The organism is Pseudomonas alliivorans, assembly GCF_017826695.1.
Taxonomy (GTDB): Bacteria; Pseudomonadota; Gammaproteobacteria; order Pseudomonadales; family Pseudomonadaceae; genus Aquipseudomonas; species Aquipseudomonas alliivorans.
This window is the reverse complement of sequence record NZ_JAFFZW010000001.1, coordinates 24743-45833: the sequence shown is the minus strand read 5'-3', so window position 1 is coordinate 45833 and position 21091 is coordinate 24743. Positions and strand designations below refer to the sequence as shown.

Annotated in this window: 19 protein-coding genes; 7 read left to right on the top strand and 12 right to left on the bottom strand. The window is 59.2% G+C overall.

Going from position 1 to position 21091, the window contains the following annotated elements; all coding sequences use genetic code 11:
• Positions 1-17 precede the first annotated feature (17 nt).
• From JTJ32_RS00195 to JTJ32_RS00185, 3 genes are all read right to left on the bottom strand, one after another.
• Complete coding sequence (locus tag JTJ32_RS00195) at positions 18-764, bottom strand: fimbrial biogenesis chaperone (RefSeq protein WP_210040323.1); 747 nt, start codon at positions 762-764, stop codon at positions 18-20.
• Positions 765-825: 61 nt separating this feature from the next.
• The gene (locus JTJ32_RS00190; protein ID WP_184318724.1) at positions 826-1410 is read right to left on the bottom strand and encodes a fimbrial protein; all 585 of its coding nucleotides are present in this window, start codon (positions 1408-1410) and stop codon (positions 826-828) included.
• 334 nt (positions 1411-1744) lie between these two features.
• Positions 1745-2131 (bottom strand): hypothetical protein, encoded by a 387-nt coding sequence (locus JTJ32_RS00185; RefSeq protein WP_210040321.1) that lies wholly within the window; start codon positions 2129-2131, stop codon positions 1745-1747.
• A 276-nt stretch (positions 2132-2407) separates the two neighbouring features.
• On the opposite strand from JTJ32_RS00185, the gene JTJ32_RS00180 reads away from it, so the two are divergent.
• The 5 genes from JTJ32_RS00180 (at position 2408) to JTJ32_RS00160 (ending at position 10440) form a co-directional block, all read left to right on the top strand.
• Positions 2408-3574 carry an efflux RND transporter periplasmic adaptor subunit gene (locus tag JTJ32_RS00180; RefSeq protein WP_210040319.1) on the top strand — a complete coding sequence of 389 codons (1167 nt, stop codon included), beginning with the start codon at positions 2408-2410 and terminating at the stop codon, positions 3572-3574.
• On the top strand, positions 3571-6672 hold the full coding sequence (locus tag JTJ32_RS00175) for a multidrug efflux RND transporter permease subunit (RefSeq protein ID WP_210040316.1): 3102 nt from the start codon (positions 3571-3573) through the stop codon (positions 6670-6672). The genes JTJ32_RS00180 and JTJ32_RS00175 overlap by 4 nt, the downstream gene beginning before the upstream one ends.
• Before the next feature lie 10 nt (positions 6673-6682).
• Positions 6683-7360, top strand: coding sequence for a heavy metal response regulator transcription factor (locus JTJ32_RS00170; protein WP_210040314.1), 678 nt, complete (start codon positions 6683-6685; stop codon positions 7358-7360).
• Entirely contained in the window at positions 7350-8714 is a 1365-nt protein-coding gene (locus JTJ32_RS00165; RefSeq protein ID WP_210040312.1) for a heavy metal sensor histidine kinase, read from the top strand. Before JTJ32_RS00170 ends, JTJ32_RS00165 begins: the two co-directional genes overlap by 11 nt.
• Before the next feature lie 199 nt (positions 8715-8913).
• Positions 8914-10440 (top strand): sensor domain-containing diguanylate cyclase, encoded by a 1527-nt coding sequence (locus JTJ32_RS00160; protein ID WP_184318712.1) that lies wholly within the window; start codon positions 8914-8916, stop codon positions 10438-10440.
• Between the two features lie 73 nt (positions 10441-10513).
• Here JTJ32_RS00160 and JTJ32_RS00155 read toward each other — a convergent pair whose 3' ends face one another.
• Positions 10514-10984 carry a PA2169 family four-helix-bundle protein gene (locus JTJ32_RS00155; RefSeq protein ID WP_099227401.1) on the bottom strand — a complete coding sequence of 157 codons (471 nt, stop codon included), beginning with the start codon at positions 10982-10984 and terminating at the stop codon, positions 10514-10516.
• 218 nt (positions 10985-11202) lie between these two features.
• On the opposite strand from JTJ32_RS00155, the gene JTJ32_RS00150 reads away from it, so the two are divergent.
• Entirely contained in the window at positions 11203-11445 is a 243-nt protein-coding gene (locus JTJ32_RS00150; RefSeq protein ID WP_080266060.1) for a DUF3820 family protein, read from the top strand.
• Positions 11446-11621: 176 nt separating this feature from the next.
• On the opposite strand, the gene JTJ32_RS00145 is transcribed toward JTJ32_RS00150, so the two are convergent.
• The 3 genes from JTJ32_RS00145 to zwf are packed head-to-tail and all read right to left on the bottom strand — an operon-like array spanning position 11622 to position 14483.
• The gene (locus JTJ32_RS00145; RefSeq protein ID WP_099227400.1) at positions 11622-12296 is read right to left on the bottom strand and encodes a bifunctional 4-hydroxy-2-oxoglutarate aldolase/2-dehydro-3-deoxy-phosphogluconate aldolase; all 675 of its coding nucleotides are present in this window, start codon (positions 12294-12296) and stop codon (positions 11622-11624) included.
• Positions 12297-12313: 17 nt separating this feature from the next.
• Entirely contained in the window at positions 12314-13027 is a 714-nt protein-coding gene (pgl, locus tag JTJ32_RS00140) for a 6-phosphogluconolactonase (protein ID WP_184318706.1), read from the bottom strand.
• Positions 13014-14483, bottom strand: a complete 1470-nt coding sequence (gene zwf, locus JTJ32_RS00135; protein ID WP_004878578.1) for a glucose-6-phosphate dehydrogenase — start codon at positions 14481-14483, stop codon at positions 13014-13016. Before zwf ends, pgl begins: the two co-directional genes overlap by 14 nt.
• A gap of 218 nt (positions 14484-14701) precedes the next feature.
• Between zwf and JTJ32_RS00130 the strand changes: the two genes are divergently transcribed.
• Positions 14702-15568, top strand: coding sequence for a MurR/RpiR family transcriptional regulator (locus JTJ32_RS00130; protein ID WP_099227398.1), 867 nt, complete (start codon positions 14702-14704; stop codon positions 15566-15568).
• Positions 15569-15617: 49 nt separating this feature from the next.
• Here JTJ32_RS00130 and JTJ32_RS00125 read toward each other — a convergent pair whose 3' ends face one another.
• The 5 genes from JTJ32_RS00125 to JTJ32_RS00105 form a co-directional block, all read right to left on the bottom strand.
• Entirely contained in the window at positions 15618-16493 is an 876-nt protein-coding gene (locus JTJ32_RS00125) for a D-hexose-6-phosphate mutarotase (protein ID WP_210040311.1), read from the bottom strand.
• A 125-nt stretch (positions 16494-16618) separates the two neighbouring features.
• Positions 16619-17980 (bottom strand): carbohydrate porin, encoded by a 1362-nt coding sequence (locus JTJ32_RS00120; protein WP_099227396.1) that lies wholly within the window; start codon positions 17978-17980, stop codon positions 16619-16621.
• A gap of 128 nt (positions 17981-18108) precedes the next feature.
• Positions 18109-19269: an ABC transporter ATP-binding protein gene (locus tag JTJ32_RS00115; RefSeq protein WP_184318700.1), complete on the bottom strand. Its 1161-nt coding sequence runs from the start codon at positions 19267-19269 to the stop codon at positions 18109-18111.
• 2 nt (positions 19270-19271) lie between these two features.
• A complete protein-coding gene (locus JTJ32_RS00110) occupies positions 19272-20117 on the bottom strand; it encodes a carbohydrate ABC transporter permease (protein ID WP_025995015.1) in 846 nt (281 codons plus the stop codon).
• Positions 20110-21018: a carbohydrate ABC transporter permease gene (locus JTJ32_RS00105; protein WP_004878565.1), complete on the bottom strand. Its 909-nt coding sequence runs from the start codon at positions 21016-21018 to the stop codon at positions 20110-20112. Before JTJ32_RS00105 ends, JTJ32_RS00110 begins: the two co-directional genes overlap by 8 nt.
• Positions 21019-21091: the final 73 nt, after the last annotated feature.

Genomic DNA, 21091 nt, shown 5'->3' with positions numbered 1-21091 from the left:
CGACAGGACGGGCCCGGCTAGCGCGCCGCAGCCTTGCTTGCGTAACCGACTCCGCCGTCGTCGAGTCGGGCCTGATAAGGGACCTGTCCGCCGAAATCGTTAATGCTGATGAAGCTCAGATCCAGTGGTACCGCAGCGCTCTTGCCACGCAATGGCAGGCTGAGGCTCTGATGCGGCGCAAGCATCTGGCGGTCAAGGCTGGCCACCTCGGTGCCGCGCTGACGAACCGAAACCCGCAACATCGACACGTGATAGGGCCCCGGGTTTTCAATGGACAGCACATCGCCGCCGGCCCAGCGCCAGCGCAGTTTTTCGGGTGCCTGCAAGGGGTCGCCGTCCAGCCCCGAAGGCCGAAAAAAGACCTTGATGCGTTGCCGTATCGCGATTTGCAGCGTGTTTTCTGCAGCGGTCTGGGGTATTTCCTGAACATTGAGCCATAGCACCGACTCACGATCGGTCGGCAGACCGGCACCCGAATGGATGATGCGCAGCAACTGCTTGCTGCCACCGGCCATGCGTGCCAGAGCCGGCGTAACAATGAAGGGCAGATCCGGCGCAGCTTGTGTACCTGCCGTGCCCGGTGTCTCGAGCCAGGACTGCAGAAGGATCTCTCCGCCGCCGCTGTTCTGCACCCCGAGGCTCGCCTCCCTGTCGCCTCCTTGATAAATGACACGTGTCGTATTCAGCACAATGCCGGCCTGAACCGAAGACACGGCCAGCCCCATCGCAAGCAGCACGATGTAACGAAAAAAGTCGAGAAGCATACTTGGCACCCGCCTCTGATGAGCATGAAACAGGGCGAGCGAAGCCCGCCCTGTCAGGCCGTTACTCGTAATCCATTACGAACGGCATGAAGCCATCGGCGTTACCAGGATTGGTCGGTGTACCGTTAAGCACGTAGACAGCGCCAAAGTTGATTTCAGCCGTTGCTCCACCGGCACCATCCTTGACCAGCGACGTGTCGATGGTTTCGCTGCCACTCAAGTCCATCAGCACACTGGAGGCATTAAGAAGACCGATACCGACACCGTCCGCCGCGCCGGTCGTGCGCAACAGTTTCGAATCGTTATTGTCCAGCCCACTGCCGTTGCGTGCGGTGAACCGCATCTTCACCATGTTGTACTGATCGGCACCGGCACTGCAGTTGACCAGCAACTGAATAGGTGTGGCAGTTTCATATTTGGCTTCGCTGGACAGGCCGATATCGGAAAACGAAACGTTGCCCAGATCGACATTGATCTCACCCGGATTATTACCGGCGCTGACGCCGGTCCCCGGCGCCACATCGCAAGAGATATTGGTGAGTGTGCCGTTGAAGATCAGTTTGCCGTTGTTTGCCGCATTGGCGGTGCCCGCCAGACCCAAACTTATAGCACCCATGACTGCCAGTGTCAGAGAAAGCTTTTTCATGCTAACTACCTTCCTTGTGTTATTTCGTGTGTGCCCACATTGGGACGGCAAGCACTATAGGTCTCGAACTTTTTGACCGCTGTCAGGGTAATTACTTTGAATGAGCGGACACGACCACACGGCACGCAGGATGCATCTGTAGGAATAACCAGAATAACCAGACAGGCCCCGGTTTCAGCGCGTTACAGACAATACCCGAGTGCATACATCAACCAAATGACTGCCGCTGACGTATTCAAGAAATCCAACAGGAAAGTGCACAGAAACTGCATTGTCAGACAATAACCCGACGCCCCTCAGAGGCGATGGATAATTGGATAAACGGCAGGGACTTTTATTGATATGTCAGCGTTACCAGGCCGGCACGTGCCGTCGCCGTTGTGCGTCCGTCCGACGATGAAACAGGCAAGGGTGTCAGTTCCTGGTAATCGGCCACAAAGGAAGCAGTGTCATCGGCGCAGGCATCTTTCACGGCACGGATCTGTAGCGTAATACCCGGTGAAACTGTCAGCGAGCGCAGCGCATTATTTGTTGAATCCGGCGCGAATGCCGACACTTCACAACTCGAATTGACGACACTTCCGAGAAAACTCAGCGTGCCGTCGCGCGCCAGTGAAAGACTGGACGTCAACAACAACGGAATAAATACGGTCGCCGCCCTTCCTGAAGGCGTGGACAGGGTTTGCAGAACTTTTTTAACGGCGGATGCCTTGCTGCTCATGCCACACCTCATGAATACATACCTGATGATAGTTAAGTCGAGGAAGAATCGGCGGCCAGAAGTTAACTCAGGAAAATGTAGGATTTATCTGAGGACCCACTCATCATCCAACACGTCATCCCCTCTGTCGTTGTATCGTCCCGGAGCGGGATTTCTTGATCGGTGTTTCCTGACATTCCTGACAGCTGAAAGTCATTTTGCTGACCGTGTTTGCAGGTTATAAGTAACACTTGAAACTCGCGGCCTTCACTTTGACTCCTCCGGCGCCTTCTTCGCATGCGTAAACAGACACTGACCGTCACAGCCGTCGTCATCCTCGCCGCACTCATTGCGGTTGTCGGCTGGAGCCTGCTGCGCCCCGCCAAAACCCACAAAGGCGCCCCTGCGCCGGTGCCGGTCAAGGTCGTGACCGTTCAGGTCGAGGACGTGCCGCGTTTCGTGACTGGCATCGGCTCGGTACTGTCGCTGCAAAGCGTTGTGATTCGCCCACAAGTGGACGGCATCCTGACCAGAGTGCTGGTCAAGGAAGGTCAGCAGGTCAAGACCGGAGAGTTGCTGGCAACGCTGGATGACCGGTCGATCCGCGCATCACTGGAGCAGGCTCGTGCGCAACTGGCGCAGAGCAAGGCCCAACTGGACGTCGCCCAGCTCGACCTCAAGCGCTATCGCCAGCTCACTGAAGACAACGGCATCTCGAAGCAGACCTACGACCAGCAGCAGGCGCTGGTCAGACAGTTGAGCGCCACGGCGCAGGGTAACGAAGCAAGTATCAATGCCGCGCAGGTTCAGCTTTCCCACACGCAGATTCGCTCGCCAGTGAGCGGCCGGGTGGGCATTCGCAATGTCGACGAAGGCAACTTCATGCGCGTGACGGATGCGGCCGGACTGTTTTCCGTGACACAGATCGACCCGATTTCCGTGGAATTCTCACTGCCGCAACAGATGCTGCCCACCCTTCAAGGGCTGATCGCCGACCGTACGGGCGCGGTGGTCAAGGCTTATCAGGGTGATAGCGCAGCCAACGGCCTGCTGTTGGGCGAAGGCACGCTGTCGCTGATCGACAACCAGGTGTCGGCTACTACCGGGACGATCCGCGCCAAGGCGCAGTTCAACAACCCCGGCGAGCGGCTGTGGCCGGGGCAGCTGGTGACGGTGAAGATCCAGACCGGTATTGAGCGCGACTCGCTCACGGTCAGCCCGCAAGTGGTCCAGCGCGGCATGGACCAGCATTTCGTCTACCGGGTAAGGCCGGATAAAAAAGTCGAAGTTGTGCCCGTGAAGGTGCTTTATCAGGACAGCGAACAGACCCTGATCAGCGGCCCGCAGGCGGGAGACACACTGGTCAGTGACGGTCAGTCCCGACTCAAGCCCGGCACCGCCATCGAAGTGGTGAACGGCGCGGCCGAGCAAGACCGCACGGCACAAGTGGAGCGCGCCCAATGAAAGGCCGGGGCTCGGTGTCGGCATGGTGTATCGACCATCCGGTTGCCACGTTGCTGCTGACCTTTGCGCTGGTGCTGTTGGGCGTCATCGCCTTTCCACGCCTGCCGGTCGCGCCATTGCCGGAAGCGGAATTTCCCACCATCCAGGTCAGCGCACAACTTCCCGGCGCCAGCCCCGAAACCATGGCCTCGTCGGTCGCCACGCCCCTTGAAGTGCAATTCAGTGCGATTCCGGGCATGACGCAAATGACGTCCAGCAGCGCTCTGGGTTCCACCAACCTGACGCTGCAATTCACCCTCAACAAGAGCATCGACACCGCAGCCCAGGAAGTGCAGGCGGCGATCAACACCGCCGCTGGACGCCTGCCCGCCGACATGCCCAGCCTGCCGACCTGGCGCAAGGTCAACCCGGCTGACAGCCCGGTGCTGATCCTGAGCGTCAGCTCCAGCCTGATGCCGGGCACCGAACTGAGCGACGTGACCGAAACCATCCTGGCGCGACAGCTCAGCCAGGTCGAAGGGGTCGGTCAGGTGTTCATCACGGGTCAGCAGCGGCCGGCAATCCGCGTGCAGGCCGCACCCGAGAAACTCGCCGCGCTGGGCCTGACCCTGGCCGACATTCGCCAGGCCGTGCAGCAAACCAGCCTGAATCTGGCCAAGGGCGCGCTGTATGGCAAGGACAGCATTTCGACCCTGTCTTCCAACGACCAGTTGTTCAAGCCGCAGGACTACGCGCAACTGATCGTGTCGTACAAGGACGGCGCACCGGTTCACCTGAGTGATGTGGCCCGTGTGGTCAACGGTTCTGAAAACGCTTATGTGAAAGCGTGGTCCGGTGATCAGCAAGGTGTCAACATCGCCATCTTCCGCCAGCCGGGCGCCAACATTGTCGACACGGTAGACCGCATTCAACGCGAACTGCCGCGCCTGCAGGAAATGCTTCCCGCCGCTGTCGATGTGTCGGTGCTCAACGACCGGACCCGCACCATCCGCGCCTCGCTGCATGAAGTGGAGCTGACCCTGCTGATTGCCGTGCTGCTGGTGGTCGCGGTAATGGCGCTGTTTCTTCGCCAGCTTTCGGCGACATTGATCGTCAGCGCGGTGCTGGGGGTGTCGCTGATTGCCAGCTTCGCGATGATGTACCTGTTGGGCTTCAGCCTGAACAACCTGACGCTGGTCGCCATTGTGGTTTCCGTAGGCTTTGTCGTGGACGACGCCATTGTGGTGGTGGAGAACATTCACCGGCATCTGGAAGCCGGGCAAGGCATGCGTGAAGCCGCGATCAAAGGCTCCGGTGAAATCGGCTTTACGGTGGTCTCGATCAGCTTCTCGCTGATTGCCGCGTTCATTCCGCTGCTGTTCATGGGCGGCGTGGTCGGGCGACTGTTCAAGGAGTTCGCCCTGACCGCCACGGCGACGATCCTGATTTCGGTGGTGGTTTCGCTGACCCTGGCCCCGACGCTGGCCGCGTTGTTCATGCGCGCCCCGTCGCACGCCAAACAGTCCAGCCCCGGCTTTAGCGAGCGCTTGCTGGCCACTTACGAGCGAGGCCTGCGCAAGGCACTGGCGCACCAGCGGATCATGCTGGGCGTGTTCGGCCTGACACTGGCCCTGGCCGTGATCGGCTACATCGTCATTCCCAAAGGATTCTTTCCGGTGCAGGACACGGCTTTCGCATTGGGCACCACTGAGGCGGCTGCCGACATTTCCTACCCGGACATGGTGGAAAAACACCTCGCACTGGCGAAGATTGTCGGGGCTGATCCTGCGGTCCTGGCGTTCTCCCATTCCGTCGGCGTCTCAGGCAGCAACCAGACCATCGCCAACGGCCGCTTCTGGATTTCGCTCAAGCCCCGTTCCGAGCGCGATGTTTCGGTCAGCGAATTCATCGACCGGCTGCGGCCCAAACTGGCCAAGGTGCCGGGCATCGTCCTGTACCTGCGCGCCGGGCAGGACATCAACCTCAGCTCCGGCCCCAGCCGCAGTCAATATCAGTACGTGCTGAAGAGCAACGACGGGCCACTGCTCAACACCTGGACCCAGCGCCTGACCGAAAAGCTGCGAGAAAACCCTGCCTTCCGCGACCTGTCCAACGACCTGCAACTGGGCGGCAGCGTGACGCACATCGAGATTGATCGCAGTGCGGCGGCACGTTTCGGGCTGACCACGGCAGACGTGGATCAGGCGTTGTATGACGCGTTCGGCCAGCGGCAGATCAGCGAATACCAGACCGAGGTCAACCAGTACAAAGTCATCCTTGAACTCGATGCCCGGCAACGTGGCAAGGCCGAAAGTCTGGCGTATTTCTACCTGCGCTCGCCGCTGACCAACGAAATGGTGCCGTTGTCGGCACTGGCCAAGGTCGGTGCGCCGCAGATGGGGCCCTTGTCCATCAGTCACGACGGCATGTTCCCGGCCGCCAACCTGTCTTTCAACCTCGCCTCCGGGGTCGCACTCGGCGATGCAGTGCGCATGCTGGACGAGGCCAAGGCCGAGATCGGCATGCCGGCGTCGATCATTGGCAGTTTCCAGGGAGCGGCGCAGGCGTTCCAGAGTTCGCTGGCCAACCAGCCCTGGCTGATCCTCGCGGCACTGGTGGCGGTGTACATCATTCTGGGCGTGCTATACGAGAGCTTCGTGCATCCGCTGACCATCATTTCGACGCTGCCGTCGGCGGGCATCGGCGCACTGTTGTTGCTGTGGATGATGGGGCAGGATTTCTCGATCATGGCGCTGATCGGCGTGGTGCTGCTGATCGGTATCGTCAAGAAGAACGGCATTCTGCTGGTGGATTTCGCCCTGCAGGCGCAACGCGAGCAAGGTCTGACGCCACAGGAAGCGATCTACGAGGCCTGCATGACACGCTTTCGGCCCATCATCATGACCACCCTGGCGGCACTGCTCGGCGCGCTGCCGTTGATGCTGGGCTTCGGCGTCGGTGCAGAACTGCGCCAACCCTTGGGTATCGCCGTGGTCGGCGGTCTGCTGGTGAGCCAGTTGCTGACGCTGTTCACCACCCCGGTCATTTACCTGCAACTGGAGCGGCTGTTCCACCGGCGTCACCCCGCGCCTGCGCCCGCACTGGCCATTCACGAGTGAGAGTCGCTTCATGCGTGTGCTGATCATCGAAGACGAAGAAAAAACCGCAGATTACCTGCGTCGTGGCCTGACCGAGCAAGGCTACGCCGTGGATGTGGCCCGCGATGGCATCGAAGGGCTGCACCTGGGGCTGGAAAACGATTACGCCATCATCGTGCTCGACGTCATGCTACCGGGGCTCGATGGCTTCGGTGTGTTGCGGGCGCTGCGGGCTCGAAAACAGACGCCGGTGATCATGCTCACTGCCCGCGAGCAGGTCGATGATCGCATTCGCGGGCTGCGCGAAGGTGCCGACGACTATCTGGGCAAACCGTTCTCGTTCCTCGAACTGGTGGCACGTCTGCAAGCGCTTACCCGTCGCAGCGGCGGCCATGAACCGGTACAGATCAGCATTGCCGACCTGTGGATCGACCTGATCAGTCGCAAAGCCACCCGTGCCGGAATGCGGCTGGACCTGACCGCCAAGGAGTTTTCCCTGCTGAGCGTGCTGGCCCGACGCCAAGGGGACATCCTGTCCAAGACCGCCATTGCCGAGATGGTCTGGGACATCAATTTCGACAGCGACACCAACGTCGTCGAGGTCGCGATCAAACGCCTGCGCGCCAAGCTCGACGGTCCGCATGAACAGAAGTTGCTGCACACCATCCGCGGCATGGGCTACGTGCTGGAGAACCGCAGTGCGGATTGACTCGATTGCCCTGCGGTTGGGCGGTCTTTTCGCGCTTGTCGCGCTGGGCGTCTTTCTGCTCATCGGCTGGGCGCTGTACCTGCAGGTCGACAGGAGCCTAGACCTGCTGCCCCGCGCCGAAGTGGATGCGCGCTACAGCGTGCTGGAGTCTGCGGTCAATCGCTATGGGACCGAGGAACACTGGACCAAAATCAAAGCCAAGCTCACGCTGCTGAGTGAAGAAGACAAACGCCTGCGTTTCTGGGTGGTCAGCGATGATCCGCGCTTCGAATTCGGCGAGCCCGGTGCAGCTATCCGCCAGTTTGCTCGCGGACCATTGGGCATGCGCGATCTCAGGCTGGACGATCATCCGTTCGCATTCAAAGTGCTGGTCAGCGAATTCGCCCCCAAGGATCAGCGTCCTGCCCTGCGTTTTCTCACTTCCATCGACACCGAGACGTTCTGGCATGCGCAACACTCATTGCTGATCGCGCTGGTCAGCTTCGCCGCACTGGGTATTCTGCTGGCGTCGGCCCTGGGCTACTGGGTTGCGCGCATTGGCTTGCGCCCCTTGGCGACGCTGTCTCTTGAAGCGCAGAAACTTGCACCGCCGAGACTGTCAGGCCGCCTGCAATTGTCGCCATTACCGCCGGAGCTCGAGCAGTTCGTGGCGTCGTTCAACTCAACCCTCGAACGCGTCGAGCAGGCGTATTCCCGGCTGGAGTCGTTCAACGCCGATGTCGCCCATGAACTGCGTTCGCCGCTGACCAACCTGATCGGCCAGACTCAGGTCGCCCTGACCCGAGGCCGCTCGGCCGAGCATTATTTTGAAGTGCTGCAATCGAACCTGGAAGAGCTGGAACGCTTGCGTTCGATCATCAACGACATGCTGTTCCTGGCCAGCGCCGATCAGGGCACCAGGGTTCAGGAACTGACGTGCGCATCGCTGGCCGAGGAAGTTGCCACCACGCTGGATTATCTGGACTTCATTCTCGAAGATGCACAGGTTCAGGTACAGGTCGAAGGTGACGCCAACGTACCCATTGAGAAGGCTCACCTGCGCCGGGCCCTGATTAACCTGCTGCACAATGCCGTTCAGCACACCGAAGCCGGTGAACGCATTCAAGTAAGCATTCAGACGCAGGAAGATCACGTCAGCATCGGCGTGGCCAATCCGGGCGCACAGATCCCGGAAGAACATCTTCTCCGGCTGTTCGAGCGCTTCTACCGGGTCGATGCATCACGCAGCAACAGTGGCGCCAACCACGGTCTGGGACTTGCCATTGTCAAAGCCATCGCCCTGATGCACGGCGGCTCAGTGTTCGTGAACAGCGAACACGGCATCAATACATTCGGTATCAGTCTTCCGCGCTGATTATCCATTTGCCGAACTTAATATTGACGCTCGGTATTTGACGGTCTTCAAGTGTTTTAAAAAATACTCTTTATTCGTCGCGCGCGCTTATTGGCGTTATCGGCATCGTGATATATATGCTGCGCCGCCAGGCCCCTCATAAAAAGTTAATTATCCCAATCAATTATCAAGAATCATTCGTTTGCAGGTAGTGCCGCCAATGATGTTGTCTGCATCCATACAAACCGCGTCTTACCGATGGTCCCGATCGGAGCTCATGCTCATTTTCGGTAGTTCGCTGTCGGTGCTCTCTATTCTGACTATCGTCGCGTCCCTGCTGGTTCGGGAACGCACCGATACGGCGCTTTCCGCCGCTCGCACCGCCTCCAACATGGTCCAGTTGATCGACGCTGACGTGATGCGCAACGCGGAACTGTATGACTCTTCCCTGCAAGGCATGATTAAAGCCTGGCAGCGCACGGATCTGAAAAACCTGTCGCCGGAACTGCGCCAGCTTGTGCTCTTCGACCGTTCAACAGCCGCGCCCTACAAAGGTGACCTTGTTCTGCTCGACAACCGGGGGGAAATCATCGCGGACTCGTTGTCGGTTATCCCGCGCGACGATAACTTTTCGGACCGCTCCTACTTCAAGGAACATGCCACCGACCCGTCGCTGGAGTTGCACGTCAGCTCGCCTTACAAAACCCGCTGGGGTTACAAGGACTGGTGCATCGGTTTCAGCCGGAGAATGTCAGGCCCCAATGGCGAGTTCATGGGCATTGCCAGCGCGGCAATGCGTCTTGTGTATTTCAAACAGTTGTTCATGAGTCAGCGGCTGGGCAACGACAGCAGTATCAACCTGATCAACACTCAGGGCATTCTGATCGTGCGTCATCCTGAAAAGGACGGACAAGACCTGATCGGCAAGGACTACAGCCGTACCGCCAACTTCCAGCGCATGCTCAGGGAAGGCGAAGGCAGTTTCTCCGCCTGGTCGACCCAGTTGAACGCACAGCGGTTCTATACCTTCTCAAGGGTTGGCAACCTGCCACTGATTGTCGTGATCGGGCAGTCCGAAGCCGAGGTGTACGCGGTCTGGCGGCGCAATGCCTGGTTGGTAGGCTCGGCGACCAGCGTGCTGTGCCTGGGCATTCTGTGGCTGACGGGGCTGCTGTGTCGCGAGTTGCGCAGACGCCAGCGGGCCGAAGACCAACTGGCCTGCCTGGCGGCGACAGACGGCCTTACCGGGCTGGATAACCGGCGCCAGATGGACGCCTCTATGGAAACCGAATGGTCGCGTGCGCAACGCTCGGGCAAGCCGCTGTCGATGCTGATGATCGACGTCGATCATTTCAAGGCCTTCAACGAGCGTCATGGGCATCAGGGCGGCGATCAGGCGTTGCGCAAGGTGGCACAGACCATTGCCAGCAACATAAGACGCCCGGGCGACATGGCGGCCCGCTACGGGGGTGAAGAGTTTGTCGTGGTGCTGCCGGAAACAGACAGCAAGGGAGCGCTGAAAATCGCTGAAAACGTGCGCAAGGCCATCGAAACCCTGCCACCCTTCCTCGGCGATGAACAGCCGATCACGGTCAGTATCGGCGTTGCCTCGCAGATGGTTCATTCAGGTGACAAGCTGGCGGCGTTCTTCGGTATTGCCGACAAGGCGCTCTATCAGGCCAAGAACAATGGCCGTAACCGGGTCGAACTGCGTGTGGCTGCGGCAACTATTGCCGGTCAAGCGTGAAGGGTCGCCGAATTCAAGGCATAAAAAAACGCCAGACTGGCTGGCGTTTTTTCAGTACCGCTGAGCTATCGAATTACGATGCGGCGCGGGCTGCGTCACGAAGTGCCTTGACTTCGTCGTGGTTCTTCAGAACGCCTTGGTACTGCTTTTCGATGACGGCGATCACAGCTGGGGAAACGCCCTTCTCGCGGGATTTTTCCAGAGCCTTGCTGTAAGACTTCTTGGCAACGTCTTCACCGCGCTCCACTTCTTCCAGTACAGCCTTGTCGTCGGCGCTGGTGAATGCGGTTTTCAGCTTGACCCAGGCCTGGTGCAAGTCTGCCGATACACTGGTCGAGTCTTCTGGCTTGCCACCCAGCTGCGTTACATGCTGCTGAAGTTCACGAACGGCTGCAGCAACTTCGGTGGAGCGACGGGCAAGAAAGGATTTTACCTGTGGGCTTTTCGCATTCTCTGCGCTGGTCTTGAAGCCTTCTTCGCCATCTTTGCTGGTCTCGATCAGGTCATTCAGGATAGAGATCGTTTCTTTGTTGATATCAGTCATTTGATAATTTCCTAATGGCAGGTTGATACGAAAGTTGCTTCTGCCTTGAATATTGCAGTCGTCATGCCAGTTTTTTTAAAAAATTTAACCCTTTAAAATCAATAAGTTACGAAATTTTCACAAAGCGTTTATCGTGATTTCTGCATGAACTGCCCCTTGCCTGCATGCAGAATGCACGTATCGTATTGGTTCAAGCAAAACGACAGAAGGTCCGGTCCATGAACCCTGAAAAACTCAAGCTGCTGGTGACCCAGGAAATGCCATTCGGCAAGTACAAGGGACGGCTGATTGCCGACCTGCCCGGCCATTACCTGAACTGGTTCGCGCGTGAGGGTTTTCCGAAGGGTGAGCTGGGTGGGCTGCTGGCCCTGATGCAGGAGATTGATCACAACGGCCTCAGCGAGATACTGGACCCGATCCGTACACGCCCGCGTCAGTCCTACAAGGACCGCGGAGCCTGAGTAGGCGAAAAAAACGGTGTGCCGGACCAGGGCACACCGCAAAGCCATACAACAACCAACAACAACTTCTTTGCCGGGGTATCGCCTGACTGACTCAGCGCATGCCAGACGCGCCCCGTGAAAATTTAACGACCGAGCAAACCATACGTGTGGAAAGCCACGTGTCTGAAACCGCCTCAGTCAAACAACGCTAACGCCTGCGCGGTAGCTTCCTGAATGCGACCCCAGTCGCCATTCTTGACCCAGGCGTTGTCGATCATCCAGGTACCGCCGACGCACATGACGTTCGACAGGGCCATGTAGTTCTTCAGGTTCTGCTCATTGACGCCGCCGGTTGGGCAGAAGCGCACTTCGTTGAACGGGCCGCCCAGCGCCTTGATCGCCGCTACGCCACCGCTGATCTCAGCCGGGAACAGCTTGAAGCGGCGATAACCCATTGCGTAGCCGATCATGATTTCCGAGGCGCTGCTGACACCTGGCAGCAACGGCAACGGGCTGTCCACGGCGGCCTGCAGCAGGTCCTGCGTACTGCCGGGGGTCACGATGAACTGCGAACCTGCCGCTTCGGCATCGGCCAGCATCTTGCGATCCAGAATCGTGCCCGCACCAACACACAGCTCCGGGCGCTGCTCACGCAGGATACGGATCGCACTCAGACCGAACGCCGAGCGCAGGGTGATTTCCAGAGCGGTCATGCCGCCCGCAGCGAGGGCGTCGGCCAATGGCAGGACGTCCTCGTCACGGGCAATGGTGATGACCGGCAGAATCTTCGCTTTTGCGCAGAGTTCATCGATCTGGGCAATCTTGTTCGCCATGCTGTTGAGCGGCTGATTATTTTCGTTCTGTGTCATGGCGACGTTTCCTTTGCTTATGGGCACCAGTAAATCTCAAGGGACGGTTCTAAGAAGGCGCGGACCGGCATTTCGGCGAGGTCATCGCCCGCCAGCGCCGCACGCAGGGTGTCGAGTTTGGCCTGTCCGGACACCGACAGGATCGGCCGCTTCGCCGACGCCAGAAGGCGACGGGTCAGGGTCAGGCGTTGATGCGGCACACTGGGTGCCAGCATCGGCAAGCAACGACGCTCACCTTCCAGGCTCAAGGCCTCGGTCAGGTTCGGACTGTTGGGGAACAGCGACGCCGTGTGACCGTCATCGCCCATGCCCAGAATCAGTACATCGATAGGTGGCAGCTCGGCCAGCGCCTGATCGGCTGCCAGCGCAGCGTCTTCAACGCTCGCCGCCACGTTGTACAGGCCGAGAAATTTCGCCTTGGCCGCAGGGCCTTGCAGCAGGTGGCGCTGCAACAGACCGGCGTTGCTGTCGGCATGCTCGGTGGGCACGAAGCGCTCGTCAGCCAGGCTGACAACCACTTTGCTCCAGTCCAGCGGCTGTTGCGCCAGACTCTGGAAAAACGCCACCGGGCTGCGACCGCCGGAAACCACCAGGGTCGCCAGGCCGTTTTCGTCAATGGCCGCTTTCAGTTGCCCGGCCACATTCGCAGCCAGTGCATCGGCCAGTTGCTGCGGGTTGTCGAATTCACGTGCTACCAGCCCTGCTGGCAGCTCAAGGTCACATATCGCCATACCAGGATCTCCCGTCGCGAGTAATCAGAGCAATGGAACTCATGGGTCCCCAGGATCCGGCGGCATAAGGCTTGGGCGCATCGCCCGCCTTTTTCCAGCCTGCGATCAACTGATCGCACCATTGCCACGCGTACTCGATTTCATCTTTGCGGACAAACAGGTTCTGATTGCCACGCATGACTTCCAGCAACAACCGCTCATAAGCGTCGGGGACCCGAGCACTGCGGTAGGTGTCGGAAAAATTCAGTTGAAGAGGACCGCTGCGCAGTTGCATGCCTTTGTCCAGGCCCTGATCCTTGGTCATTACCTGCAAGGAGATACCTTCGTCCGGCTGCAGGCGGATGATCAGACGGTTGCTGATCTGCAAGCGCTGCTCAGGGGCGAAGATGTAGTGCGGCGGCTCCTTGAAGTGGATCACGATCTGCGACAGCTTCTGCGGCATGCGCTTGCCGGTGCGCAGGTAGAACGGCGTACCCGACCAGCGCCAGTTGCGGATGTCGGCCCGCAAGGCAACGAAGGTTTCGGTGTCGCTCTGGGTGTTGGAGTTTTCTTCTTCCAGGTAACCGGGCACAGCCTTGCCTTCGCTGTAGCCGCCGGTGTACTGACCGCGCACCACTTGGGTCGCCAGACGTTCGGGAGTAAACGGCGCAAGCGCCTTGAGCACCTTGACCTTCTCGTCACGAATACTGTCGGCAGACAGATCGCTGGGCGGATCCATGGCAATCAGGCAGAGCAGTTGCAACAGGTGATTCTGGATCATGTCACGCAGCTGGCCGGCCTGATCGAAGTAACCCCAGCGGCCTTCGATACCGACCTTCTCGGCAACGGTGATTTCCACATGGGAAATATGATTCTGGTTCCACTGGGTTTCGAACAGGCTGTTGGCGAAACGCAGCGCAATGAGGTTCTGAACCGTGTCTTTGCCCAGATAGTGGTCGATGCGATAGACGCGGTTTTCCGGGAAGAACTGCGCGACGGCATCGTTGACGCGACGCGAGGACGCAAGGTCGTGGCCGATGGGCTTTTCCAGCACCGCGCGCGTGCGGTCTGCCAGATTGACCGACGCCAGGTTCTCGCAGATCGCGCCGTACACCGATGCAGGTGTCGCGAAGTAGGCAATCAGGGTTTCAGCGTCACCCACGCGCTCGGCCAGTGCGACGTAATCCTCGGCCTTGAGGAAATCGACGTGCAGGTAGCTCAGGCGTCCCAGGAAGCGGGAAACGTGTTCGTCTTCCAGCTGCGCCTCGGAAATGAAGCGACGCATGGATTGTTCGATGTAGGCCAGATGCGACGGTGCGTCGCCCGGCTCTCGTGCCAGAGCAAGAATTTTTGTGTCTTCATGCAGGAGTCCGGCGCGATCAAGCTGATAAAGAGCCGGGAACAGCTTGCGAACTGCCAGGTCCCCCAAGGCACCAAACAGGGCAAATGTGCACGGTTCAACCGTAATCAAGGGCATAATGTTGGTTCTTTTATCAAGTTAGGCTACAAATACCTTTTTTAAAGGCGTTACTCAAGGCCATATGTAGTAATAACCACAACATTCTGCCTAAAAGCATATTCCAGTGGTGATCAACACAGGCCCTCAGTACGATAGGCCACCTTTGCTACAGGCTAAAGGGCTAATAAAAGCTCGAGCGAAAACCGTTGGTGAATAAGCCCCGACAAGGATTTTGAATGGACCGCACTAGAAACCTCCTGGAGCAAATCCAGGGCCGACTCGATGAGCTGAACAAAGCCGAACGCAAGGTGGCCGAAGTCATTCTCCTCAACCCGCAGATGGCGACCCGGCTGAGTATCGCCGCGCTGGCGCAGGCTGCGAAAGTCAGCGAGCCGACCGTCAACCGTTTCTGCCGCTCGTTCAACGTCAGTGGTTACCCGGAGCTCAAGCTGCAACTGGCGCAGAGTCTTGCCAGCGGCGCGGCGTACGTCAGTCGTGCGGTCGAGGCTGACGACAATCCCGAGGCTTACACCCAGAAGATCTTCGGCAGCGCCATCGCGTCGCTGGACAGTGCCTGCCAGCAACTGGACCCGACGCTGATCAGCAAATCGGTGGACATGTTGATTCAGGCCCGTCAGATCCACTTCTTCGGTCTGGGGGCTTCGGCGCCTGTTGCGCTCGACGCACAGCACAAGTTCTTCCGCTTCAATCTGGCGGTGACGGCGCATGCCGATGTGTTGATGCAGCGCATGATCGCGTCGGTGGCGCACACCGGTGAGCTGTTCGTGATCATTTCCTACACCGGCCGCACCCGCGAGCTGGTGGAAGTCGCACGCATTGCACGGGCCAATGGCGCCTCGGTGCTGGGCCTGACCGCTGCAGGCTCGCCGCTGGCGCAGGCCAGCACCGTCAGCCTGAACATTCCACTGCCCGAAGACACCGATATCTACATGCCGATGACCTCACGGATCATCCAGCTCACCGTACTCGACGTATTGGCGACCGGCATGACCCTGCGCCGTGGCGTGGACTTCCAGCCGCACCTGCGCAAGATCAAGGAAAGCCTCAACGACAGCCGTTACCCGGTCGAGGATCAGGGCTGAATGTCAGCGAGATAAGCGCACGCGCAGCGTCACATTCGCAAGCGATCGCTCAATGCGCCAACTGCGCCTGTAGCTTCAACTGCGCGTGCTGCCCCGGTGCGAGGCTGAAGCTATCGCCGCTGCCTGACGCCGCTTCCACGCGTACGAAGCCTGCGGTCTCGCTGCCGCACACGCCCAGCAGCGGTCTGCTGCCGGGGTGCCAGACGACGGTGTTGGCGCTGTCGCCCGTGTCGATGTTCAACTGTCGCGCCCAGGCCAGGTCCTGAAGCTGCAACGCACCTTCGTGCTCGAAAACCCGCTGACAGCCGCCCAAGACCCGCAGCTCACCGTGTTGCTGGCATGCCTGACGACTCAGTTCGTCGTAGCCTGGTGCACCGTCCAGCCCCTGCAGCGCCACCTCGGCAACGTCACTGATGCGCCAATACGCGTGCAGTGCGTGACTGAAATGACAGGGTTCGCTGTCTTCATGGCAGGTGCTCAGGCTCAGCTCCATCCCCTGCCCCAGTTCAGCGTGCAGGTCGGCCTGCCAGTCGCAGAGCTGCAAGCGCCAGTGCAGGCTTACGCCCGCTTCGCTTTCGCTACTGTCGATCAGTTTCCAGTCCAGCAGGCGGCCCCAGCCATGGGCCGGCCAACCGTTTTCGCCCGGATGTCGCCCGTACCAGGGCCAGCAAACCGGCACTCCGCCACGAATCGCCCCTACCTGCGGCCATTGCGCCGCGCACCAGAGCCAGGGTTTCTGGTCGCGGGGCTGGAAGTGCAGCAACTGCGCGCCCTGCCGACTGAACACCGCCTGACACTGCGGATGGTCGATTACCAGCACATCACGCAGCTGATGGCGCTCCCACTCGAACGTCGGCCGGGCTCGCCGGGATCGGAAGAAGCGTTGCAGGGGATGCTCGGAAATCTGCGCGTCGTCGGAAATCATCGCCAATCGCGTCCTGAAAAAAAGGGAAATTCAAGCCAATAAAAAACGGGCAGCCAGGCTGCCCGCAAAGCACACACGACCCTTGATCGCTCTATGCGTCATTCATGATTCATGTAAGTTCTGAATCAGAACTTCGACTGAATCTTCAGACCTGCCACGATGGCATCGTCAACCTTGTCAACACCGCCCGGGTGTTTGACGTACTGCAGGTTGGGACGCACAGTCAGCCAGTTGGTGACGTGGAAGCCGTAGTAGATCTCGGAGTTGTATTCGGTCTGCTGCACTGGCAGGAAGCCCGGATTGTCGTAGTCGTTGATGTTGTTGATCTGGTTCTGCAGACGGCGGCGATCCTGAACATCATCGTTTACGTGGATACGGGCGAAACCGATACCGATGTCATCCTTCGGACGGGAATCGAACGGACCTTTGTAGGTGAAACCGATCTGCTGGTAGTTGTCGACGAAGTTGGTTTCCTTGTCGTGCACGGTGGCGTTGGCGAAGATGCTCAGACCGCGCGAGGCATCGCCATTGTGTGCAGTCAGCTGTTGCTGAGCGACGACCCACCAGCCTTTCTTGCTGTCATGCGACTTGAACGCAGCGCCGGTAACGGCTTGAGGCTGGCCGTTGACGTCTTCGTAGACATCGTCGGCATTCGGCGTGCTCTTGTAGAAGCCGACACGGTATTCACCCGGCAACGAATTGACGGTAGGTGTCCAGACCAGTTCCACCGGCAGGATCATGCCCTTGGTACCGCTGCCGCTGAGCTTGAAGCCGTTGCCGGTTTCCAGGTTCGACGGGTTCTGCTCGTACACACCGACCTGCGCATACACTTCAGGCGTGATGTTGTACTTCACGCGCAAGGCCCACTGGCTGATTGGCCAGTTGTACCAGGTGTTCACATAGTTACCGACCTGCGAACCGCAGAAAGACAGGTTCTGGAAATCGCACGGAAAACTGTTGAAGTCTTCGCCCGGTCCGAAACGACCGACCTTGACGTCCAGCGCGCCGTCGAAGTACTTCTGCTTGACCCACATTTGCGTCAGACGCCAGGTCTGACCACGACCCCAGACTTCCTGCGAGGAACTGAGGGTACCGGCGCGAGGATCGCCGATACGGTCGTTGGAGATGTTGCGGCCACTACGCTCGGTGATCGCCAGTTTGAATTCAGCGTCGTTCCAGCCCAGCACCTTCTGCAGATCGACCTTCATGCCCAGCGCGAACTGATCGCTGTAACGGCCGGTCTTGTCGTCGTTGTAGCCACCCTTGATGTTGCTGGCCATCTCGGAGACGTATTCCAGCGAGAAGTCGTAACCTTTGTCGAGCAGCTCGGTACGTTTTCCGCCCCAGTCACCGGTCATCCACGGTGAGTCGTAGGAAAACGCATCCGCCGCATGAGCGCTACCTGCCAGGCTCATTGCACCAATAACGGACAGCTTGCCCACCAATTGCAGCCGGGAATGCGATTTAGCCTTGTTGATCTTCTTCATCCCATCAATCCTCGTTTTATTGTTATTAGCTTTGGTTTACGTCTTACATTCACTGCTTCGTGTTCGCTGGTGGATCGCTTGCCGGAGCGAAAGGCGACCCGCCAGCTGTGCTCGGGTGGATCAAGCTATCACTTGCGGTTCAACTGGGAAACATTGTTCACACGCTCAGCCGAAGGCTGGCTTCCCAGCACGCCCAGACGCTCACCGCTTTTGGCGTCGAACAGCAGAACCCTGGACGGATCGAACTGCAGGGTCAGGCTTTCGCCGACCTGTGGCGCAACGTCCGGCGCCAGACGGCAGCAGACTTTACTCTGATTCAACGTGACGAACACCAGCGTGTCCGGACCGGTCGGTTCGGTCACCTGAACTTCGGCGCGAATGGTCGGCAGCGCGGTAGGGTCACCGTTCGCCAGAGTGATCTGCTCGGGACGGATGCCCAGAATGATTTCCCGATCCTCAAGCCCTGCGTCGCTGACGCCAACCGGCAGTTCGCAGCGAGCCTGACCGCTGTCGAGCAGCGCCACCAGACGGCCGTCCTGACGTTGCAGGCGCAGCGGAATGAAGTTCATCGGCGGCGAACCGATGAAGCTGGCGACGAACAGGTTGGCGGGATCGTTGTAGATCTGCTTGGGCGTACCGAACTGCTGGACGATACCGTCCTTCATGACCGCGACCTTGTCACCCAGCGTCATGGCCTCGATCTGGTCGTGAGTCACGTAGACCGTGGTGGTCTTCAGACGCTGGTGCATCAGTTTCATTTCGGTGCGCATCTCGACCCGCAGCTTGGCGTCGAGGTTGGACAGCGGCTCGTCGAACAGATAGATCTTCGGCCTGCGCGCCAGAGCACGGCCCATGGCCACACGCTGTTGCTGACCACCGGACAACTGGCCTGGCTTGCGGTTGAGCAGGTGCTCGATCTGCAACAGCTTGGCGACCCGTGCCACCTCTTCTTCAATGGCGGCAGGCGCCATCTTGCGGATCTTCAGGCCGAAGGCGATGTTTTCTTTCACGCTCATGGTCGGGTACAGAGCGTAGGACTGGAACACCATCGCGATGTCACGATCCTTGGGGCTGGTGCCGCTGACGTCTTCGCCGTCGATCAGGATCGCGCCGCCCGTGATGTTTTCCAGACCGGCGATGCAATTCATCAGTGTGGATTTGCCGCAGCCGGACGGGCCGACCAGGATCAGGAATTCGCCATCCTTGATCGACAGTTCGATGTTCTTCAGCGTATCCGGCAGGTTGGTGCCGTATGTCTTGTTGACGTTGCGTAGCTCGAGAGTCGCCATGATTACCCCTTGACCGCGCCGGCTGTGAGCCCACGCAGGAAATACTTGCCAGCCAGTACGTACACCAGCAGTGTCGGCAGCCCGGCGATCATCGCCGCCGCCATGTCAACGTTGTATTCCTTGGCGCCGGTGCTGGTGTTGACCAGGTTGTTCAGCGCCACGGTAATGGGCTGCGATTCGCCACTGGAGAACACCACGCCGAACAGGAAGTCGTTCCAGATCTGGGTGAACTGCCAGATCAGGCACACCATCACGATCGGCGTCGACATCGGCAGGATGATGCGGCCGAAGATGGTGAAGAACCCTGCGCCATCCAGGCGTGCGGCACGCACCAGCGCATCCGGCACGCTGACGTAGTAGTTACGGAAGAACAGCGTGGTGAATGCCAGGCCGTAGACCACGTGAACGAACACCAGGCCAGTGGTCGTGTTGGCCAGTCCCATCTTGCCCAGCGTGAAGGACGCTGGCAGCAGAACGGTCTGGAACGGCAGAAAGCAGCCGAACAACAGCAGGCCGAAGAACAGCTGCGAGCCCCGGAACTTCCACATCGACAGCACGTAGCCGTTGAGCGCTCCGATGGCAGTAGAGATGATCACCGCCGGAACGGTAATGCGCAGCGAGTTCCAGAAATAGCCGTCAACGATGTCCCAGGCCTTGACCCAGCCGATGACGGTGACGACGCTCGGCCAGCTCAGCAGGTTGCCGGTGCCGATGTCTTCCGGTGTCTTGAAACTGGTGAACAGCATGACCACCAGCGGAACCAGATATATCAAACAGGCCAGCAACAGCACGGCGTGAATCACCACGCGACTGAGGCTGATGCCTGGCTTGCCTACGAGACTAGTCATTGCGCTTGGTCCTCAGCTCGGAATACAGGTACGGCACCAGAATCGCCAGGATCGCGCCGAGCATCAGAATCGCACTCGCCGAGCCCATACCCATCTGGCCACGGCTGAAGGTGAAGGAATACATGAACATGGCGGGCAGGTCCGAAGAGTAGCCGGGACCACCGGCCGTCATCGCCGCCACCAGATCGAAGCTCTTGATGGCGATGTGAGCCAGGATCATCACGGCGCTGAAGAACACCGGACGCAGGCTTGGCAGCACCACGCGCCAATAGATCATCGGCAGACTTGCACCATCCATCTGTGCAGCACGGATGATCGACTGATCGACACCGCGAAGGCCTGCCAGAAACAGCGCCATCACAAAGCCCGAAGACTGCCAGACAGCGGCGATGACCAGGCAGTAGACCACGCGGTCAGGATCGATCAGCCAGTCCAGACGGAAGCCTTCCCAGCCCCAGTCGCGCAGCATTTTGTCCAGGCCAAGGCCCGGGTTGAGCAGCCACTTCCAGGCCGTGCCGGTGACGATCATCGAGAGCGCCATCGGGTACAGATAAATAGTGCGGATCGCGCCTTCGCGGCGGATGCGCTGGTCCAGCAGGATCGCCAGAAAAACACCGATCACCAGACTGATGCCGATGAACATGCCACCGAACACCGCAAGGTTCTTGCTCGCGACCCACCAGCGGTCGTTGTCCATCAGGCGCGCGTATTGCGCCAGACCGACCCATTTATAGGAAGGCAGGAACGTCGAGTTGGTGAACGAGAGGACGAACGTCCAAAGGATGTAACCGTAGAAACCAACCAACACGATGAACATGCTTGGCGCCAGCACCAGTTTCGGTAGCCAGCGTTGCAATGTATCCAGTGGCGAGGCTTTGCTGAACACAGCGACAGAGCTCATCGGGAGTATCCCATTCGGTGTATCGAATTCAGGCCACAGGCACGGGCGAAATCGGGTTTCGATTCCACCCGCA

Coding starts and splice junctions, on each gene's coding strand:
- JTJ32_RS00195 (WP_210040323.1), bottom strand. CDS start 764: ATGCTTCTCGACTTTTTTCGTTACATCGTGCTGCTTGCGATGGGGCTG.
- JTJ32_RS00190 (WP_184318724.1), bottom strand. CDS start 1,410: ATGAAAAAGCTTTCTCTGACACTGGCAGTCATGGGTGCTATAAGTTTG.
- JTJ32_RS00185 (WP_210040321.1), bottom strand. CDS start 2,131: ATGAGCAGCAAGGCATCCGCCGTTAAAAAAGTTCTGCAAACCCTGTCC.
- JTJ32_RS00180 (WP_210040319.1), top strand. CDS start 2,408: ATGCGTAAACAGACACTGACCGTCACAGCCGTCGTCATCCTCGCCGCA.
- JTJ32_RS00175 (WP_210040316.1), top strand. CDS start 3,571: ATGAAAGGCCGGGGCTCGGTGTCGGCATGGTGTATCGACCATCCGGTT.
- JTJ32_RS00170 (WP_210040314.1), top strand. CDS start 6,683: ATGCGTGTGCTGATCATCGAAGACGAAGAAAAAACCGCAGATTACCTG.
- JTJ32_RS00160 (WP_184318712.1), top strand. CDS start 8,914: ATGATGTTGTCTGCATCCATACAAACCGCGTCTTACCGATGGTCCCGA.
- JTJ32_RS00155 (WP_099227401.1), bottom strand. CDS start 10,984: ATGACTGATATCAACAAAGAAACGATCTCTATCCTGAATGACCTGATC.
- JTJ32_RS00150 (WP_080266060.1), top strand. CDS start 11,203: ATGAACCCTGAAAAACTCAAGCTGCTGGTGACCCAGGAAATGCCATTC.
- JTJ32_RS00145 (WP_099227400.1), bottom strand. CDS start 12,296: ATGACACAGAACGAAAATAATCAGCCGCTCAACAGCATGGCGAACAAG.
- pgl (WP_184318706.1), bottom strand. CDS start 13,027: ATGGCGATATGTGACCTTGAGCTGCCAGCAGGGCTGGTAGCACGTGAA.
- zwf (WP_004878578.1), bottom strand. CDS start 14,483: ATGCCCTTGATTACGGTTGAACCGTGCACATTTGCCCTGTTTGGTGCC.
- JTJ32_RS00130 (WP_099227398.1), top strand. CDS start 14,702: ATGGACCGCACTAGAAACCTCCTGGAGCAAATCCAGGGCCGACTCGAT.
- JTJ32_RS00125 (WP_210040311.1), bottom strand. CDS start 16,493: ATGATTTCCGACGACGCGCAGATTTCCGAGCATCCCCTGCAACGCTTC.
- JTJ32_RS00120 (WP_099227396.1), bottom strand. CDS start 17,980: ATGAAGAAGATCAACAAGGCTAAATCGCATTCCCGGCTGCAATTGGTG.
- JTJ32_RS00115 (WP_184318700.1), bottom strand. CDS start 19,269: ATGGCGACTCTCGAGCTACGCAACGTCAACAAGACATACGGCACCAAC.
- JTJ32_RS00110 (WP_025995015.1), bottom strand. CDS start 20,117: ATGACTAGTCTCGTAGGCAAGCCAGGCATCAGCCTCAGTCGCGTGGTG.
- JTJ32_RS00105 (WP_004878565.1), bottom strand. CDS start 21,018: ATGAGCTCTGTCGCTGTGTTCAGCAAAGCCTCGCCACTGGATACATTG.